13 protein-coding genes are annotated in these 19,083 nt (G+C 42.6%); 3 read left to right on the forward strand and 10 right to left on the reverse strand.

Annotation, left to right across the window (positions count from 1 at the left end):
• Positions 1 to 26 precede the first annotated feature (26 nt).
• Positions 27 to 1,199 (forward strand): trans-sulfuration enzyme family protein, encoded by a 1,173-nt coding sequence (locus tag AS141_RS18595; protein WP_057939207.1) that lies wholly within the window; start codon positions 27 to 29, stop codon positions 1,197 to 1,199.
• A 61-nt stretch (positions 1,200 to 1,260) separates the two neighbouring features.
• Here the strand turns inward: AS141_RS18595 and AS141_RS18600 are convergent, their stop codons facing one another.
• From AS141_RS18600 to AS141_RS18615, 4 genes are all read right to left on the reverse strand, one after another.
• A complete protein-coding gene (locus AS141_RS18600) occupies positions 1,261 to 1,722 on the reverse strand; it encodes a CBS domain-containing protein (RefSeq protein WP_057939208.1) in 462 nt (153 codons plus the stop codon).
• Positions 1,723 to 1,841: 119 nt separating this feature from the next.
• Positions 1,842 to 3,278, reverse strand: coding sequence for an FG-GAP repeat domain-containing protein (locus tag AS141_RS18605; protein ID WP_157243531.1), 1,437 nt, complete (start codon positions 3,276 to 3,278; stop codon positions 1,842 to 1,844).
• A 104-nt stretch (positions 3,279 to 3,382) separates the two neighbouring features.
• Positions 3,383 to 4,126 carry a copper homeostasis protein CutC gene (locus AS141_RS18610; RefSeq protein WP_057939210.1) on the reverse strand — a complete coding sequence of 248 codons (744 nt, stop codon included), beginning with the start codon at positions 4,124 to 4,126 and terminating at the stop codon, positions 3,383 to 3,385.
• Positions 4,123 to 5,106, reverse strand: coding sequence for an isoaspartyl peptidase/L-asparaginase family protein (locus AS141_RS18615; RefSeq protein ID WP_057939211.1), 984 nt, complete (start codon positions 5,104 to 5,106; stop codon positions 4,123 to 4,125). Before AS141_RS18615 ends, AS141_RS18610 begins: the two co-directional genes overlap by 4 nt.
• Before the next feature lie 265 nt (positions 5,107 to 5,371).
• Between AS141_RS18615 and AS141_RS18620 the strand changes: the two genes are divergently transcribed.
• On the forward strand, positions 5,372 to 6,133 hold the full coding sequence (locus AS141_RS18620; protein WP_057939212.1) for a creatininase family protein: 762 nt from the start codon (positions 5,372 to 5,374) through the stop codon (positions 6,131 to 6,133).
• 156 nt (positions 6,134 to 6,289) lie between these two features.
• On the opposite strand, the gene AS141_RS18625 is transcribed toward AS141_RS18620, so the two are convergent.
• From AS141_RS18625 to AS141_RS18640, 4 genes are all read right to left on the reverse strand, one after another.
• Positions 6,290 to 9,814 (reverse strand): VCBS repeat-containing protein, encoded by a 3,525-nt coding sequence (locus AS141_RS18625; RefSeq protein ID WP_057939213.1) that lies wholly within the window; start codon positions 9,812 to 9,814, stop codon positions 6,290 to 6,292.
• 146 nt (positions 9,815 to 9,960) lie between these two features.
• Complete coding sequence (locus AS141_RS18630; RefSeq protein WP_057939214.1) at positions 9,961 to 11,688, reverse strand: RagB/SusD family nutrient uptake outer membrane protein; 1,728 nt, start codon at positions 11,686 to 11,688, stop codon at positions 9,961 to 9,963.
• Between the two features lie 55 nt (positions 11,689 to 11,743).
• Positions 11,744 to 15,025, reverse strand: a complete 3,282-nt coding sequence (locus AS141_RS18635) for a SusC/RagA family TonB-linked outer membrane protein (protein WP_198293583.1) — start codon at positions 15,023 to 15,025, stop codon at positions 11,744 to 11,746.
• A 488-nt stretch (positions 15,026 to 15,513) separates the two neighbouring features.
• On the reverse strand, positions 15,514 to 17,316 hold the full coding sequence (locus tag AS141_RS18640; RefSeq protein ID WP_082632362.1) for a tetratricopeptide repeat protein: 1,803 nt from the start codon (positions 17,314 to 17,316) through the stop codon (positions 15,514 to 15,516).
• 61 nt (positions 17,317 to 17,377) lie between these two features.
• Between AS141_RS18640 and AS141_RS18645 the strand changes: the two genes are divergently transcribed.
• On the forward strand, positions 17,378 to 17,596 hold the full coding sequence (locus AS141_RS18645) for a PspC domain-containing protein (protein WP_057939216.1): 219 nt from the start codon (positions 17,378 to 17,380) through the stop codon (positions 17,594 to 17,596).
• Here AS141_RS18645 and AS141_RS18650 read toward each other — a convergent pair.
• Together AS141_RS18650 and AS141_RS18655 are read right to left on the reverse strand one after the other, a co-directional pair.
• Positions 17,593 to 18,600, reverse strand: coding sequence for a glycosyltransferase family 2 protein (locus tag AS141_RS18650; protein WP_057939217.1), 1,008 nt, complete (start codon positions 18,598 to 18,600; stop codon positions 17,593 to 17,595). The genes AS141_RS18645 and AS141_RS18650 overlap by 4 nt on opposite strands.
• A gap of 112 nt (positions 18,601 to 18,712) precedes the next feature.
• A complete protein-coding gene (locus AS141_RS18655) occupies positions 18,713 to 19,048 on the reverse strand; it encodes a YbaB/EbfC family nucleoid-associated protein (protein WP_057939218.1) in 336 nt (111 codons plus the stop codon).
• Between the last annotated feature and the right edge of the window lie 35 nt (positions 19,049 to 19,083).

The following is a 19,083-nucleotide window of genomic DNA, read 5'->3' on the forward strand; positions in this document are numbered from 1 at the left end:
GTGTCAAAATTTAAACTGATCAATACATGAGTAAGCACTTCGAAACGGATTCTGTACGGATTTCACCTTCAAAGTCCAGCCAAAGAGAGCACTCTGCTCCTATCTACCTTACATCCAGTTTTACTTTTGATTCAGCAGAAGAAGCAAGAGCTACTTTTGCTGATGAGATAGAAGGAAATATCTACTCCCGATATGCCAATCCCAATTCCAGTGACCTGATCGAAAAGGTCTGCGCTGCGGAGGGAACCGAAGATGGATTTGCGACAGCATCCGGGATGGCCGCCATGTTTGGCAGCATTGCCGCTTTGCTTCAGCAAGGAGATCATGTTCTTGCAGCCCGATCACTTTTCGGGTCAACTCATCAGTTGTTGACCCGAGTATTTCCCAAATGGGGAATAACCTCTACCTATGGTGATATTTCCGATTATTTGAATTGGGAAAAACTTGTACAGCCGAACACCAAAATGCTTTTTATCGAAACTCCATCCAATCCTGGCCTGGAAATCATCGATCTGGAATGGGCAGGTAAATTTGCAGCAGCCCATAATTTGATTTTGGTTGTAGACAACTGCTTTGCTTCCCCTTATCTTCAGCAGCCTGCCAAATGGGGCGCCCATATTGTGACGCACAGTGCGACCAAATACATTGATGGACAGGGAAGAGTTCTAGGAGGTTTGATTTTAGGTAAAGCTGACCTGATGCAAGAAGTGCAATTTTTCGTGAGACATACTGGCCCTGCCATATCACCCTTTAACGCATGGATTCTGGCGAAAAGCATGGAAACACTTGGCGTAAGAATGGATCGCCACTGTAGCAATGCGCTTAAGATAGCGGAGTATTTCGAAGGAAATCCCGAATTGCTGGCAGTAAAATACCCCTTCCTGAAATCTCACCCGCAATACGAAATCGCCAAAAAACAAATGAGTCAGGGCGGGGGGGTAATTACTTTGGACCTAAAAGGTGGAGTTCAACGTGCACAGCGGTTCATCGATCAGCTTCAGATGATTTCCATCACAGCCAATCTCGGAGATAGCCGCAGTATAGTTACCCATCCTGCATCCACTACACATAGTAAATTATCTGTGGAGGAAAGGGCCCAGGTAGGCATCTCAGATGGATTAGTAAGGTTGTCTGTGGGACTGGAACATTATGAAGATATTCTCCAAGATGTGGAAAGAGCGATTGACTTATCAAAATAAAAAATGCCTCCATCAAAGGTTTTCCTTTCTGGAGGCATTTACTTTTTCTGTTGTTTATAGTTCACCAAGTGGTCTGTCTTAAGGTAGGAAAAGCCCGGATTATATCACTTAAACTGATCTGACCTACCAATCTTCCATCTTTCATCACAGGGAATCTTCGGATCTTATGTATTAAAAATTCTGACGCAGCATCGAATATTGATAAATCAGGAGATAGTGTAAGTACATCTGTGGACATATGCTCACTTACTTTAGCGGGGAATTTAGGGGTATTGGTATATTTTCCTTTGATAATCTCTTTGAGGCAATCTACCTCGGAAATAATACCAACTAATGCTCCGGAAGCGTCAATCACAGGAGCACCGGAAATCTTCCGCTTCGTCAGCACCTCCATCACTTGATCAATGGTATCATCTGGCTTGAAGGAGATTAAACTGGTGCTCATGTACTCTTTGACAAGAATTTGCGGAATCGGGGCTTTTTTGGGTTCTGCCATTCTAACCCCTTGAAAACTTTTTACCATAGGTTAAAAATTAAGGATGAAAGAATAAATTACCGATATTACACCACAATTAAAAATTATAATTTAAATACAGCGACTAATCAATACTATATTTTTAAATATCACTTCTATTCAGAATTTCAGTTCAACCTGTTCTCCAAATAAATAAAAGGCTTCCAGGGTTTACTTGCTCCCCTGTATAAATCATTGAATTCGAATGCACCTACTATTACATCAATATCCCCATCCATATCAACATCTCCCGAGGTCATTGTGAGCCAATTTCCCTCCAATTGCTCCTGCATCACAAAAGGCTCAAATTCCCCTTTTTCATTTTGTCTGAAATAAACCAAATTCTGTTTTGGTGACTGGTATTCATCAGGAAAGAAGGAAAGCACAAAGAAATCCTGATCACCATCACCATCAAAATCCGCAATTTCAATCCCACTTGCCCCGTACATAGGATAGAACCAGGATTCTTCAAATTCATTTTTTCCATTATTAGTAAAGACACGGATCCCGTGATAGTTTTTGAGTACTGGTGACAAATCTGCATTGTCCCCATTCACTATAATGATATCCTGGCGCCCATCGTTATTCACATCCTCAAAACGAAAGTCACTGGCCCCAAAGGCAGGCTGAAAACGGAGTAAAGCCTGCTCTTTGTACTGACTTCCTCCTTCATTCAACCAAACGTACACTCCTTCTTTTGCCTGTGCCATCAGTCCAAGCACGTCTAAGTCTCCGTCTTTGTCAAAATCCACAGCAAGTACCCTTCTTGCCCCAGGTTCAGAGCTTAATATGACTTCTTCGGGCGTCTCTTGCCCTGAAAGGTAAATACTCATCTTGCCAACGTGATTCCCGAATTGTGAAACAACCCGATCAGGTTTGCCATCACCGTTCCAATCCTCAACTGCCAAATTTACTGGCCGGATCAATTCAGTCAATAGTTCTTTACTTTTCCAAGCTCCAGCTTCACTCCAAAATCGTGAAACCTTTCCTAAGGTGTCATTTGACGGATCCATCCGCCCCATCGTAACCAATTCAAATGTATCATCATCATTCCAACTGATATCCACAGGAGCAACATCTGTGGGAATAGAATCCTTGATCTGAAAACCACTTTCAGAATCTAATACATACATCATTTTTAAGCGATCACCAAGCCACAAGTCCCCGCTTTTCGGATGAATCCTTAGCATGGTGGACAGGTTCCCCTTTGTTCTTTTGAATTCAGGCTGTACAACCTGAAAACCAGGGATTCCTTTGGTAGGCACTGCTTTTTTGCCTTGGGGCACAAGAGAATCCGGAGCATTCTCCATATAATAGGCAAGGATTTTCTCCCAATCTTCCCTTTTGACCAGTTGGACTCTGGAATAAACCCCTAGGGGAACACCCAGATCTTCGGGTAGGGTCTGTCCCAAATCCTCCGGCAAAATAAGCCCCATACGCTTCCGCATATCCGGCAACACGTTTTCCCTCCACGTTTTCTTATCCAAAATCTCAGGGTCGGGCTTCAGATGGCAGCTCGCGCAATAGGCATTTGCGAGCTGCTCACCGTTCAGTTTCAAATCCATAGAAGCCAATTGCTCTAAAGACGGCGGCGGTTGCTTCCGCTCCGAAATGGGGCTGCAAGAATAATAGAGTACAGCCAGAAGTATTGCAATTAGTCTCCCCGGCCTCATCCGCCTGTTACCTCTAAAAACTGGCTAACTATGTTTTGATCTATTCTGAGGTGATGTGTAAAGGACTTTGGGTCATCCGAAAACGATACATCTGGATTCAAATAGTGATTTGAAGAGGGCTTCCACATCTTACAGGAAGCGTGGATTTCCTTTAAGAAACCTGTTGTTCCCAGTTCCAAAACATGCCTTGGCTTAGTCCCTCCACCAGGCATAACACTAATTCGATCTCCGGCTTTTTGCAATAATTCTTTTAAGGTTTCCAGACCTTCGGAAACTGAATTTTTGCCACCAGAAGTCAAAATACGATCAAAACCGCAAGAAATGATTTTCTCCAAAGAATCGAAATAATCCGCAGAAACATCAAAAGCCCGGTGAAATGTACAGGGTTTTCCAGATGCAGCCCGTAGCAGTGATTTACAGGAATCCGTATCCACAAAACCCTGCTTGTCTAAAACACCAAATACAAAACCATCTGCACCTTGCTCTCCCAGCAATTCTATATCGCGCTTCATCACCATAAGTTCCTTTTGAGAATAGGCAAAATCACCGCCCCTGGGACGAATCATGACAAAGACAGGGATATCAATTTCTGTTTTCAGAAACTTGAGCATTCCTGCACTTGGAGTCTCTCCTCCTTCAGGAAAATTAGCGCAGAGCTCCAACCTGTCAACGCCAAATTCCGCTGCGTCCATAGCTGCTTCTACATTGAAAACAGGGGACTCTAAGCATATTTTTTTCATGGGTTGAAATGTGATCTGGAGTCTATCAAATCATTACTCGTGAGTGTAGCTTTAGCATAGTTAAATCCTGGATGCACTGCATAAGCCCCGACTTCTCCCTCTTTATTTATGGCAAGGAACCCAGCTTGGATATCGCTGATATTCTTATTTTTTGAAATCAGGCGCTTTACTGCCTCTTCACATGCTTCCTGTGGGGTACGGCCCTGACGCATTAATTCCACAATCAAGAAACTTCCGCAAATCCGGATAATCGATTCCCCAAGACCGGTAGCTGTTGCCGCACCTACCTCATTGTCCACAAATAGTCCGGCCCCGATAATCGGGCTATCCCCTACCCTTCCATGCATTTTATACGCCAAACCACTTGTGGTACAGCTTCCGGCAAGATTGCCATTGGCATCCATTCCGATCATTCCAATTGTATCGTGGTTTTCTATATTAATGATAGGCTTGTATTTACTCGTCACCTTCCATTTCTCATACGCTTCCTTAGCTTTTGGGCTTAGTTCCTCTTTTTCCATCGGCATTCCCTGAGCTATCGCAAATTGACGGGCTCCCTCCCCGGCAAGCATCACGTGGGGAGTATTTTCCATTACCATTCGGGCAAGTGTGATGGGGTGCTTCACCTGCCTAACAAAAGCCACTGACCCACAAGAACCATCACCGGACATAATAGAGGCATCCAGCGTAGTAATCCCTTCACGGTCCGGCAATCCCTGCAGGCCTACGGACAAGTTGTTCATATCCAATTCTGTATCCCGCACACCTGTCTCAACGGCATCCACTATATTTCCTCCCGCTTTCAGTTTTTTCACTGCTGCAGCATTCGCGGGCAACCCATGGTTCCAGGTTGACAATATAAGTGGTTTCTCCCCTTTGAAAAGACCAGGTGTTTTTGCCTCAGCAATGGCGGTTATTCCTGGTATAAACAATGCAGAGCCCATGAGGGATTGCTTGATAAACTTTCTTCTTTGCGACATTAGACTTATTTTAGAATCAGCGCTCAAATTATTAAAATTGGAGCTAATTAGGCTAACCTTCCCTCATTTCCTTTTTGATCCATACTGAAATGGCGGAATTGAAAAACACCAGCAGGGGTTAAAAATCAGACTTGTCAATTCCAGAGTACCTTTAAGAAAACAAAAACAACTACATGAAATCGAGCATCACGCAGGCCACACACACCTGGATGATTATAATGCATGCGAGATTTCATCTGACCTATAAAAATCAAAACATAAACACATGAAACCCTACTTACTTGCAGAATCCAACTGGAAAACTCTTGAGAACCACCGTTTTGACCTTGCTGTGTTGCCATGGGGGGCCACTGAAGCCCATAATTACCATATGCCCTATGGTACAGATGTATATGAGGCAGATGCCGTGGCAGGTGAGGCAGGAAGAAAAGCTTGGGGACATGGAGCAAATGTCACAATTCTGCCAACGATCCCTTTTGGGGTAAATACAGGGCAGTCAGATATTTATCTAGACATCAATCTGAATCCAAGTACGCAGCTGATGATTCTTCAGGATATCATCACTGTACTGGATCGCCAGGGCACAAAGAAGTTGCTGATAGTTAATAGCCATGGTGGAAATGACTTCAAGACAATGCTCCGTGAGCTAGGCCTTAAGTTTCCCGAAATGATGCTCTTCACCTGTAACTGGTTTCAGGCATTGGATAAAACCAAGTATTTTGAGGAAGCAGGCGATCATGCAGACGAAATGGAAACTTCCATCATCATGCACCTACATCCTGAATTGGTTTTGCCTCTGGAACATGCCGGTGAGGGAACTGAAAGAAAATCTACGATCAAAGGAGTGCAAGAAAAATGGGCCTGGGCAGAGCGAAAATGGTCTGAAGTAACTGCGGACACCGGAATAGGCAATCCAAAAAAATCCTCCCCTGAAAAAGGGAGGAAATATTTTGAAGATGTGACTGATAAAGTAGCCCAACTGATGGTGGATATCTGCGAGGTAAAGGCGGGGGAACTCTACAGGTAGAATGGGAATAAAGCTGAAGATGAAATCTGATATCCGTATGAATGCAAGCACTAAAATTAGATGATTTTAGCCAGCTCCCTTATTGCCTGTTGGAAAGGGCGAATTGCCAAATTTGAAGTTGAAAGATAAATTGTTCCCCTGAACAATTCTACGTAATCAGTCCAAAGACCCCATATCAACATCCTTGATGTTCCCTTTATAATCCTGCAATTGTATTCCTTTCACTCCTTGTGGAAGGAATATTTCTCTTCCTGATTGTGACAAGAACCCGGATCCAAGACCGGTTTCAATCCGCTGCTTCTGACCGTTTTCCAATTCCAAAATCACCGCCATTACTTCCTGACCTGGCGTGACTGAACGGCCGGACTGCGCACTTTGGCGTTGGAACATCAGCAGCTTTCCCCGATTTTGGGAAGCTATGAAAAGCGGATCACCCTGAGCAGAGGAGATTTTAACCAGGGCCTTTCCATCTCCAGGCACCACAAACCCGCTTTCCTGAGGACTCATTGGCGTAAATCCCCCTTTCCCGTCTCCTAATAATACCAATCCTAAATGCGCATCTAATCTTCCAACAAAAATCTCATTTCCATAATCATTACCAATCATTACTACATCTGGGAATCCATCGCCATTCACATCCTCAGTCGCAAGTCCGTTCACAGGTGCGATCTGCGCTAAAGTAGGCAGTCTATGTACTTCAAACTTTCCTCCTCCAAGGTTCTCGATATAGACAGATTTATCATAATTTCCCGTGAGGATAAGCGCATTCTGTTTTTCCTGCTCAGTAAAAAGGGACTGTTCGGTACTTAGCGCATATAATTTATAGCGTTCAAATTTTCTCCTGAACATGGGGCTTTGCCCATATAGATCCCCCCAGAAATGACTTGGGAAAGAATTATAATTCCCCTCACGGTCTTTATAGTAGGCAAATGTGATGGGATCCACACTCCCGTTGTTATCAAAGTCCTTTGCGTAAATCTTAACCGGTCTTTCCACTGTGGGATGATGTGAGTTATTTTCCCCCAGGTTCCCCACTATAAAATCCGTGTCCCCATCTTGGTCAAAGTCACCGGAAGTAATAGAATTCCACCAGCCCAAGTAATTTTCCAAGCCGGTATTTTCAAGTTTTATAAGCCGGTCTCCCAAATTTTTGAAAACAGTAATTTCCATCAACTCCCCTACTACAACCAGGTCTACCAATTTATCAGCATCCACATCCGACCACACAGCATCGGTAACCATCCCCACATTGCGAAGGTCTGGAGCGATTTCATCTGTTACATCCTGAAGTTGGCCATTGATATTTTGAAGAAGATAGCTTTTATCTGGAAAAGGGTATTGAGCCACTGGTGTTCTGCCTCCCACAAATAAATCCATAAACCCATCTCCATCGAAATCCGCACCCCGCACGGTGGATCCGCTTGCTTTCACAGAGGAAAAATCCTTGTCAAGTGTAAAATTCCCGCCACCATCATTCAAAAACAACCGATCAGAATATTCTGTCGCATTGCTTGAAAACTCATTGCTCCCCCCCACCAGATACATATCCAAATCGGAATCATTATCAATATCGAAAAGTAAAATCCCCATTTCTTCAAAGAAGTTTCCTTCTTCGGGAATCAATTCTTTTTCAGTAAACTTCCCATCCACTTCCTGAATAAATAGCCGTGGGGCAAAGCCGGAAGCCGAGCCCACCACCAAATCCTCGATTCTGTCACTATTCACATCACCTACGGCTAAGCTCGGGCCATATTGACTCAGTTTATGCGGGATCACACGCTGGATATTGAAATCAATTTTATCCTCTTCTTCATGTGTATAGTCCAGCCCTTTTGTCAGAGAAACTTCTGAAAAAAGGGCATCGGGTGATTCTGAATCAATAATAGCCAGTTGATTTTTCCCTTGCTTTGCCTCTGAATAGTCAACTTCAATAAGTTGGTTAGGCTTTACATTGTCCAGAGAGTTTTCTTTACCATCAGGCCAGATCACTTGAATCGATGTGATTTCAGAAGCATCTCCCAAACCGAAATGAAGCACTTCATCGATTGAAGACATGTAGCCTCTTACTACTTGCTGCTCCTGATAAAGGTGACTCCCATCTGGAAGGGAAATCACAACTTTAGCTCCCAGACCTTGGGGGTTCAACTTCGTTCCCAGCAAGTTCAGTCTGATGAAATTATTTTTCTTTTCAGAATTTGTAAGGGTGTTCTCAAAGACAAATGCAGGATCATTGATGTTATTTACAACATAATCCAAATCCCCGTCACCATCTAAATCAACAAATGCGGCTCCATTGGAAAAAGAAGGTTTGTTTAGCCCCCAGGCACTACCCTGATCTGTAAACGTCAAATTGCCATTATTTCTGAATGCATAATTGGGGATTTTTACGATAGGAATCGAATCAAGCAGCTGACGTTTGGAAGCTATGTTCCCCACATCAGCGCGGTAATTCGCAAAATCCTTGTCTGTAATATCTCTGGGGAAACCATTTGTAACCAGCAGATCACGATAGCCATCATTGTCCACATCTCCAAACAATGGTGCCCAGCTCCAATCCGTCTGGTATATACCCGCCATCATCCCTACTTCACTAAAGGGCACATCTGCTCCATTATTCATATGCAGCATATTCCGGACATACTGGTATTCATAGTCCCATTGTTCGTTGCTTATGTATACCTGATAAGAGTTATTTCCAATCGTGGTTTTCTTACGATAATTGTCTTCGCCCAGCATGTCAAGGGTGATAATATCAGGTTTGGCATCATTGTTAAAATCTGAAATATCAGCCCCCATTGAAAACTGGCTCTGATGTCTCAAAATATCTTTTGATTGATTGGAAAAAGTACCATCCTGATTGTTGATATATAGAATATCATTGGTCACATAGTCATTACTGACATGTATATCTGGCCAGCCGTCGTTGTTCAGATCAGAAACCAACACTCCCAGACCATATCCCTCGATAGTTATCCCTGCTTCAAGGGTCACGTCTGTAAATGTCCCATCCCCATTATTTCTATAAAAAGCATCATTGTTGATTGCCGATCCGTCAGTTATTTTCAGACGGTAGTTACTTGGTACACTTCGGCTTTGCTCATTATTCAGAACGTACAAGTCCAGATCGCCATCCAGATCATAATCAATGAACGCAGACCACATAGCATTACCGGAATCAGCTATACCATATTCAGAAGCCATTTCCTTGAAGGATATGTTTCCATCGGCATCTTTCCCCTGATTCACAAAAAGCAAATTGTTCCGCTCACCGGGGCCAAGTTTCATAGCAGAAGCCACATACATATCCATCCAGCCGTCTCCATTGATATCAACTACTGCCACACCTGTGCACCATTGATCAGAAGCAGCTACCCCTGCCGATTCTGTCGCATCTTCAAAGTTGAAATCACCGAAATTCAGATACAGCTTGTTAGAAACCTGATTTCCGGTAAAATACAGATCGGGTAAGCCGTTATTATCAAAATCAGCTACTGCAATCCCACCTCCATTGAATATGTATTCATCCGTAAGAATATTGAAAGAGTCGGACTCTACAATTGTATTGTTAAAATCTATACCGGTCTTGCTGGCGGGAATAAGTTCAAATAACGTTGGATCTTTCTTGCAAGAAGAAAAGGTTAAAAGGAATAAAACCAAAAGGGCAGAGTAAGAAAACTTCATAGTAAATAGGTTGGGTACTTGGGTTGAGCTGAATTTAGCATTTTTGAATTATAAGCGAAATATCCTCCACGTTTTTTAGGACGATGCAATGGTACAAAAAAGAGGGAGGCAATTGCCTCCCTCATATAATTGTTTAAATCAACTTATTAAAACCCTGGATTTTGAACCAGAATATCTGGTCCTATCAAGTCAATTTGTCCTTGAGGGATTGGAAGCAATTTATGCTTGTCAGTGAAGCTTGCTCCACCCATTTGTGATTGAAGCAAGGTACCCTCAAGAGCAAAATACGCGTCCATTTCGGCTTGAACTGTATTCCAGCGTACAAGGTCATAAAATCTATGTCCTTCCATACCTAACTCAAGCTTGCGCTCGAACCGGACTGCTTTTCTAGCCATATCAGCACTAGCCCAAGGCGAAGTATAAAGACCAATTGTATATTTAGCAGCTGCAGAGCCATTTCCTCTCATCAACTTAGAATCGATTGCTCTTTGTCTCACTCTATTAACGTAGGTTCGTGCCTGCTCTAAGTTGCCTAGTTCAATTTCTGCCTCAGCAGCCATCAATAATACATCGGCAAAACGGATGATCATGATATTGATACCTGTATAGCCTGGCGTCCAAGAACTGTTATCTAAGAATCCTGATTTTTCTTCTTGAGTGTAAACATACTTCTTAGGAGAATAGGGTCCTGCCCAGTCTTGTTTTCTAATCCATGCTTTTCCTTTGTGATCACTCCAGTCAAGATACGGAATACCTCTCCGTCCCACAGTATGATCCAAACGTGGGTCTAAATTCCCAGTATCCGGAGTAAAAGCAGCAGCTGATTCAAGATTCATATCATTCTTTACCCGATTTGCAGCATCATTATAACTACCATCCAACAACGGGAGTCCATTTGCATCTGTTCTGAAAGAATTCACAAAGGTAAAGCTCGGTGCAAAGAACCCGCAACATCCACCCGGTACCCCATCAGAGGCATAAGGAAAGTTCAGATCAAATTCAGGGTTAGCATTGTTTACAGACCCGGTTCCTGCGGCAGATTGATATGCCCAGATAGACTCTTCATGGTTGTCATTAGCTCCTCTAAACGCATCGTCGTAATAAGGCACCAAGTCATACTTTTTGCCATTGCTTGTTTTGCCATTGGCAATTACGTCATCAAACAACGTCTTAGCTTCTGTCCACTTTTCTTGATATAAGTAAACTTTTGCCAGGTAAGACTTCGCTGCCCAAACATTTATCCTACCAACTTCAGTCTGTGTATCAGGAAGATTTGATATAGCAAACTCCAGGTCAGCCTCTATTAGGGGCCAGAGATCACGATCATTCTTCACCAACTCTATACCTGCATCATAATCCACGGTTTCATCCACATAGGGAGTATCTCCGAAGTTACGTTTTAGCTGGAAGTAAAAGTGGCCTCTCAAGAATCTGGCTTGTGCAGCTATTCTGGCCACATCTGCATCTGTCACATCTGGTCCTTTTTCAGCTAAAAGGGCCATCACGTTGTTTGCCCGTGCAATCCCCTCGTACAAACCTCTCCAATTTTCCGCAGGATTGACATTGGTGGCATCAGTTTCAAAACGTTGGATAGGATTTAATGTGTTAAAATCCCCCGGATCAGTCCCTTTATTAGCATCACCACCTCTTATGCTGCCCCAAACCCAGTTTGAAGGCGAAGCCATTCTTAGGTTTCGCCCATTGACCTGGGAATATACCGCGATTAAGGATGCATCTATTCCCGCCAAAGAAACGAGGTTAGGTTTAGCTAACTGCCCTGTGGGCGGCACATCTAAGTAATCGTCACAACTGACCGCAAACATCATAATGCATGAAGCCGCTATCACACCTATTTTTAATTTTATGCTTTTCATAATGTTATCTCTATTATAGTTCTATAATTAGAATACCTTTTTCAGGATTCTTTGATTAGAAGCTTAGGTTCAAACCGAAAGTATATCCTCTTGTAGTAGGGTAGTTACCCACGTCTACACCGAAAGTCAAATCAGCATTACCCCCTACTGCCGGATCCAATCCTGAATAGCCTGTAACGGTTAATAAGTTATTCGCAGAAGCAAATACTCTCAACCTCTCAAGTTTCCATCTTTCTAACAGAGATGCTGGCAGTGTATAGCCTAACGTCACATTTTGTAATCTCAAATAGGAACCGTTCTCTACATAAAATGAACTACCTACATTTGAAGTAGAAAAGTTGGCAGCTTTTTCCACAATTGGGATAGTTGCATTTAAGTTCTGAGGAGTCCACGCATCCTTCAAACGTTCTGAGATAGCAGCGCCTTCAAAGGTTGAATAGAAATCTGTAAACCATCTGGACTGATTCCATACCTCATTTCCAAGAGAGGTGTACCAGTACATAGAGAAGTCAAAATCCTTATACCCTAAGGTGAAGTTCACACCACCTGTGAAGTCCGGAACGGGAGACCCTAAATAGGTCCTATCTGCCGGGGTGATCGCTCCATCTCCATCTATATCCCTATATTTGAAACGGCCCGGGGCGGCTCCTTCTTGCGTTGCATGAGTGGACACATCTTCTGCAGAGCTAAATAATCCTTCCACTTGATAACCGAAGAAAGAAGAAAGAGATCTGTTCAGTTGGTTTCTTATCGGCTGGATCCCTCTGTAGCTTGGAGTAGCATCTCCTGAAGTAATGTACTCTACACCATCTGCCAAATACGTAATTTCATTCTTCAAGAATCCACCGGTCACATTTACTTCATACGTAAAAGCGCTAGACAGATTACCCCTGGTTACTACTTGAAAATCAATACCTTGATTAAGCATCTTACCAATATTCACAGATGGTGCCTGTCCATTATAACCTGCAGTCTCTGTAACCGGTAATTGGAACAATAAGTCTTTGGTATCCTTTTTCCAAATATCCAATATCACATCCAGACGCCCATTGAAGAAGGTACCGTCAAAACCAATGTTTTGGGTCACAGCAGTTTCCCACTGTGCATCTGCATTTCCGAGGCGTGATCTTCTGAAACCAACAATTGCTCCGCTGTTTGATCCCGTAATATCATAGGAAGACTCTCCTACACCACCTGCATATAAGAAATATTGATTATTTGGATCAACGTTATTGGAATTACCCATCTGTCCCCAACCACCACGGATTTTCAAATCATCAATCCAGGTAGCACTGGACATAAAACCTTCTGAAGAAATTCTCCAAGCCGCAGAAAACGCAGGGAAAGTACCGTATCGACTATTTGCTCCAAATCTTGAAGATCCATCACGTCGTACTACAGCACTCAATAAATACTTATCATTGTAAGCATAGTTCACTCTCGCGAAAAGAGACAAGAAGTTCACCCCTTTGTATAGGTTAGAATTCACCACCCTAGTTGCAACGGGAAGGTTAGAAATATTCACGTAGTTGATATCCGTAGTGAATGGATTCTGACCACTTGCACTAATGTTTCTTCCCTGACCAGTATTTAATGCCTCCTGACCTAATAATACATCAAATGAATGCTTATCAAAAGTCTTTTTCCAGTTCACTGTATTAGTGAAAGTATAGCCGAAGTTAAATCCGGAACCTTCGCTATAACCAAAGGCAGAATTGTTTTCAGAATTTTCATATTGCAATCTTGTATAGCTCCAGTTGTAATAGTTGCTATAATTTATACCAATAGACGATCTAAAGGTCAAATTTTCGATGGGCTCATACTCAATGTATATGTTACCAAAAGCACTGGTACCAAAACCTCTATTATCTGCTAGCCCTTCGCGCTCAGCTACCGGGTTACGTGGGTTATTAAATCCTCCGGAAGCTGTTCCGGCATACCCACCAAATTCATCATAAATAGGAATAATAGAAGGCATACGGAAAGCCGATAAGATCGCATTCTCATCCTGGGAGACACCCTGTCCGCCGCTTCCTCCTCCTTGACCTAATACCTGGCGATAGGTCCCCTGGAAGTTTTCACCTACCCGGATCTTTGGAGTAACGTCGAATTCGGAATTTGCACGGAAGGTGTAACGCTTAAAGCTATTGTTAAGCAATATACCGTCCTGATCCTGATAGCTAAACCCTACAAAGAATCTGCTAGTCTCCGATCCACCGTTAAAGCCTAATGAATGTCTCTGAATAGGCGCTACCCGTGTAATTGCATCATACCAGTCAGTACCTTCTCCTGTAGCGGCTCTAGTCAACTGAAGAACAGCCCCTTTGGTACGGTCAACATTGTACCACTCACGCTGCTGTTCTAATTCAGCTGCAGAAAGTGGGCCTGGCTGTCCAGTGCTATTTGATAAAGCACCATCACTTGCCTGGGAAATTTTGCTCAGATAATATGGCAATACAGGTGACGATCCTGTTCCAAATTGTGGGTGAGAATAGTCTGGGGTTTCACCATCCACCGCGGCTTGATTTGTCTCTGCTAACCAGGTATAAGTTGCGAAATCCTGAGGATTCATCATATCTAAACCTTTGCCTGGGTCAGTAGCTCCAAACATTCCATTATAATCTACTCTTAATTTCTTGTTCCCTCTTTTGCCACGCTTTGTAGTATAGATGATAACTCCGTTTGCTGCTCTTGCTCCATAAATTGAAGCTGCCGCCGCATCTTTCAACACCGTGGTTGATTCGATATCATCCGGATTAAGGAAATCAGTATTGTCCACAGGAACACCATCCACAATGTAAAGGGGTTGATTACCACCAAAGGCACCGAAACCACGTATACGAACGATAGATGAAGTACCAGGCTGTCCATTGGTAACTACAGTCACCCCTGAGACACGACCCTGAAGTGTCTGCTCAATGTTACCTGTAGGTATCACAGAAAGATCTTTTGGATCGACAGTGGCTATAGCCCCAGTCGTTTCTCTCCTGCTGTCAATGGTGTATCCGGTTACTACCATTTCAGTCAAAGTCTGCTCATCGGGAGCAAGTTTAACATCCACGATGCTTCTGTTTCCTACAGCTTGCTCCACTTTGCTGTAGCCGATAAATGAGAAAACCAGAATGGCATCATCATTTGGTACATTGAGGGAGAATTTCCCGTCAATATCAGTTGCCGTACCAGTAGTAGTCCCCTTCACCAGGACTGAAACCCCAGGAAGTCCAACATCATACTCATCCAGCACAGTTCCTGTCACGGTTTTTTGCGCAAAGGCAGCCGCACCAGTGAGAACTAAGAGCACAAAAAGCGCACTTAGATTTTTGTAAATATTTTTCATAAAGATAGATAGATTGGGTAACAAGATTAATTTCAAAAACTTGTCATTTTTATTGGTTGCCGCAATCGATTGCGGCCTCGCTCAAAATAATAGCAAAAGATAATCTCCCGATCTACGGGAAGCTTTTGCGACTATACCGTGGTTTTTATTTTAAACCAGCTTATAAGAAACCTTTAGGCTTGAGAGCATCTGTAGCTGATGCTATAGGGGTGAGCAAACTACTTCTAAGTAGAATAATAGGTCATAGGCAAATATTTTGGGTTACGTAAATTGTACTAAAGCATCAATGTTAAAAATTCCTAAACAAATTTCAAATCCAAAGGCAAAAATAAAATTTGGATTTTTATTAGGTCTACCGCACTAATCTACTTTTTTAACATTAAATACTACATAAATTTAACGTATTTAATGAGCTTACCAAAAATCAAAATAATACAATTTGGAATTTCCCACTTATGCCACTAGGTGATGTATTAAGTAATTGTTACTTATTTTTCATTATTACTAACAGAAGGCCTGAAAATTTGAAAAAATTCATCTGATGACCTGATTTCTTCAAAAATCGGATCTACCAATGCTTTCTGATAAATTAATTCACTTGCGTGAATTGCCTTATCCAATTGCAAGAGTGCTACCTCTTTTTGCCCGCTTTTTGCAGCTACCATAGCCAATCCATAAAAACCATATCCATAATTCCTTCCTGCCATCACTGATTCCTCAAAGGACAAGCTGGCATTGGCATAATCCCCAGCAAGAAAATAGGCTAAACCCTTATTGAAAAAATCCTTCGGTTCAGAATACGGGTACTCAAAGCGCAATGTAGCCAACTTATAATCCCCTCTCATAATGTCCAGCGCCCCTCTCAAGCTCTCGTTGAATTTGAGGAAATCCTGATTTCGGGTCAACACTGATGCATCAGAGAGTATTTTATATGCCTCCCATGTTTTTCCCTGCAACACTAATATTTGACCCTGGTTATGCAATACGTAAGGGTTTCTTTCAATTTTGGCTGCCTGGTAAAGCAGCTCATTTGCTTCCTTCCACAACCTGATTTTTGTCACCTGGTCCAATGTTCGCTGGGCTAAGCGCATCTTTACTACAGCCAGATTATTATATGGAATTACCGAACTGAACAACTCGGTCATCTTACTGTAAATTTTGGCCTTATCATCCAGCCTTGGCGCAGTCTCTCCGGCAATAGTCCAATCTGCCAGATCAAGCTCCGAATTGACAGAAGTTTCTTCCAGCGCTTTTTGAAGTAAGGCATTTTGCGATTGATTAAGCCCAGGGAGTGGCTTCGCCACAACTTCAACTTTGACCGCTCTCAGTCTGGGAAATAAGTCACTGGCAACCTGGTTGAACCCTGGAATCTTTTTTAACGCCTGTGATTGGCTCTGATAATCGGCCCCATTCAGCAAAACAGCATAATACTGATCCTTCCTGCGGGTAGAAAGATCCTCATATTCCCGAAGAAGCAATCTAAAATCAAACCAGTCATTCCATCGCGACTTTATTTCTACGATACTGTCCCTAAGGGCTATATTAGACGCTTCCAACATCCGCTTTACTGCTTCCGCTCTGTCCATCCCTAACTTGCTGCTCTTCCCCTCTGAACTTTCGGGTGATTGGGTTCCTGTAATCCTAAAGGATACTACTGATGAATTTTCGGTCAAAAACTCCTTCAGGTCGGTTATCGCCTGCTTATTGGCTGTATTCATCTTTAAAGAAGAAGAACCAGCCTCAAACTTGATAAGAAATTCCTTTGATCGGGAAAGATCGGTATCCATCACGCCAGTGGAAATGAAAAGCCCTACCTGAGGAATTGGTTCATCGGGGTTCACTTTCCCTATTTTTGCCAATAACGGCGTAGTAATCACCCCTCGGGCCAGTATTTTTTTCTGTTGAGCTTGTGTCTGGTTTTTTCTGCCCTGGAAAAACTGTATCTCTAAGAAAGCTCCTTCCATCCAAGGCTCATAAGCAAGGACAAAGGATTTCTTATACGAGTATGCAGCCACATTTTTGGTTAATTCAAATTCTTCGAAAAGCATAGAGTTCTCTGAAGATTTCAATAACAACTTGACCGTAGGGTTTCTTGGACTGAGAGCAGATTCTATAGGAATGCTGCCTGACACTTCAAATCGGACTGAATCCCTCTCAAACTCCAGCTTACCTGGAGTTACCTTGGAATCTTTCAAAAAATCGGTTTCGGGCATTATTATTGAACTGGCCACAAAAGGCATTAATACGATCAACAACAAAACATAAATCTTCTTAAACAATCGGTCTATCATTCTTATTTATTAATTCACAGGACTTTTGCCTAAATTTACCGTAACGAAATCCTTTATTATTATGGAAAAACTGAAAATTTTCTTCGAAGAAAGAGCATTTGGAGTTTGCTCCCGCTTGGGTGAAAAGCTCAACTTCCCTATTGACAGCATTCGTTTATTCTTTATTTATGCCTCCTTTGTTACCATGGGCTCACCCGTGATCCTTTACGTGAGTATGGCCATGACCATGAAAATCAGAAAGTTCTTCAGAAAAAAGAACAATCCTTTACTTTTTGATTAAAGCTGATCAAAGCTCTTTCTACCTAATATCTTCCAGTTCCAAAAGATCAGGTTAACATTCCCCCTTCTTTTTATCTCTTTTCTTTCGTCTAATCTGGGGCAAAATTTCTCAATGGAATTCTTTTTACGTTTAAAATCCCTGTAAGCATCTACTATAGCTTTCGAAAACTCCTTTTTTCCCTGAATCACAAAACTGATAGCTGCGAGATGCTCTAACAAAGATTTGACCAGAAAAACCCAGAAAAATTTCCAAGCACGCTCATTTTTATAAACCATGCTCAGACTATTCCGGATATTCAGGTACATTTTCCTTGGACTAGCCCTATCCAATGTGGCTCCTCCAAGATGATATACAGTCACAGTTCCATTATATCCTATCTTCCAGCCTGACTGGCGCATCCTCCAGCAAAGATCAATTTCTTCCATATGGGCAAAAAAATCTGAGTCAAAGCCGGACATTTCATGGAAAACTGATGCATCCACCACCATGCATGCACCTGAAGACCAATCTACATCAATGGTATCATTGTAAATCCCTCTGTCCTTTTCGATAGTATCCCAAATTCTCCCCCTGCAATACGGATACCCGTAAGCATCCAAAAAACCACCCCCAGCTCCTGCATAATCAAATGTATCCCGCTCTTTCCAAGAAAGGATCTTAGGCTGAAGTGCAGCGTATTCAGGATGGACTTCCATCCAACAGATAAGATTTACGTCCCAGGCTGCAGTAACCTCCACATCGGAATTCAACAGGATATAATAATCGTATTGGCCTCTTATGCGGGTAAGTCCCTGGTTGTATCCACCAGTATAGCCGAAATTTTCAGAAAGTTTGATTTGCTGAATCTGTGGATAATGCTCTGTCAAAAAATCAAGTGAAGCATCTGTACTTGAATTATCTACCACCCAAACGTCAAAAGTACTATGCATACAAACGGAAGGAAGAAATGTTTTCAGCATTTCTTCCCCGTTGTAATTCAGTATGACGATGGCGCAGGATTTCAACTGGTTGTTCTTGTTTTTGCAACGATTAGGCAGCCTGTCCTGAACTGGTTTCGGGAGAACCTCTCAATCCGGATAATCATCCTTCTGTGTGTTGCTTGCAACATGACCGATTTCATCCAAACATCCCGCCCAGATCCATTCCGGGGATATTTGGAATCATACCTTCAGTAGCTGCTTTCATTTCTGCCTTGATTTTGACTTCGATGGCTGTCATTGCAATATTAGTGGCAGCGACGATCAGGTCACTCAGCATTTCCTTGTCCTTGGGAGAAAGCAGAGAATCATCGAATTCTATGCTTACTACCTTCCTATCTCCATTCACAGTTACTTTCACCATTCCAGCTCCGGATTCCCCGGTTGCCGTTAGATGCACAAGCTTAGCCTGCGTTTCTTTGATTTTTGCCTGGGCTTCTTTCACTTTGCCCATCATACCCATGATATCAAACATATATTCGTCTTAAGCTATTGTCCTATGATTGTAAG

The sequence above is a fragment of the Algoriphagus resistens genome, assembly GCF_001442615.1.
Classification (GTDB): Bacteria; Bacteroidota; Bacteroidia; order Cytophagales; family Cyclobacteriaceae; genus Algoriphagus; species Algoriphagus resistens.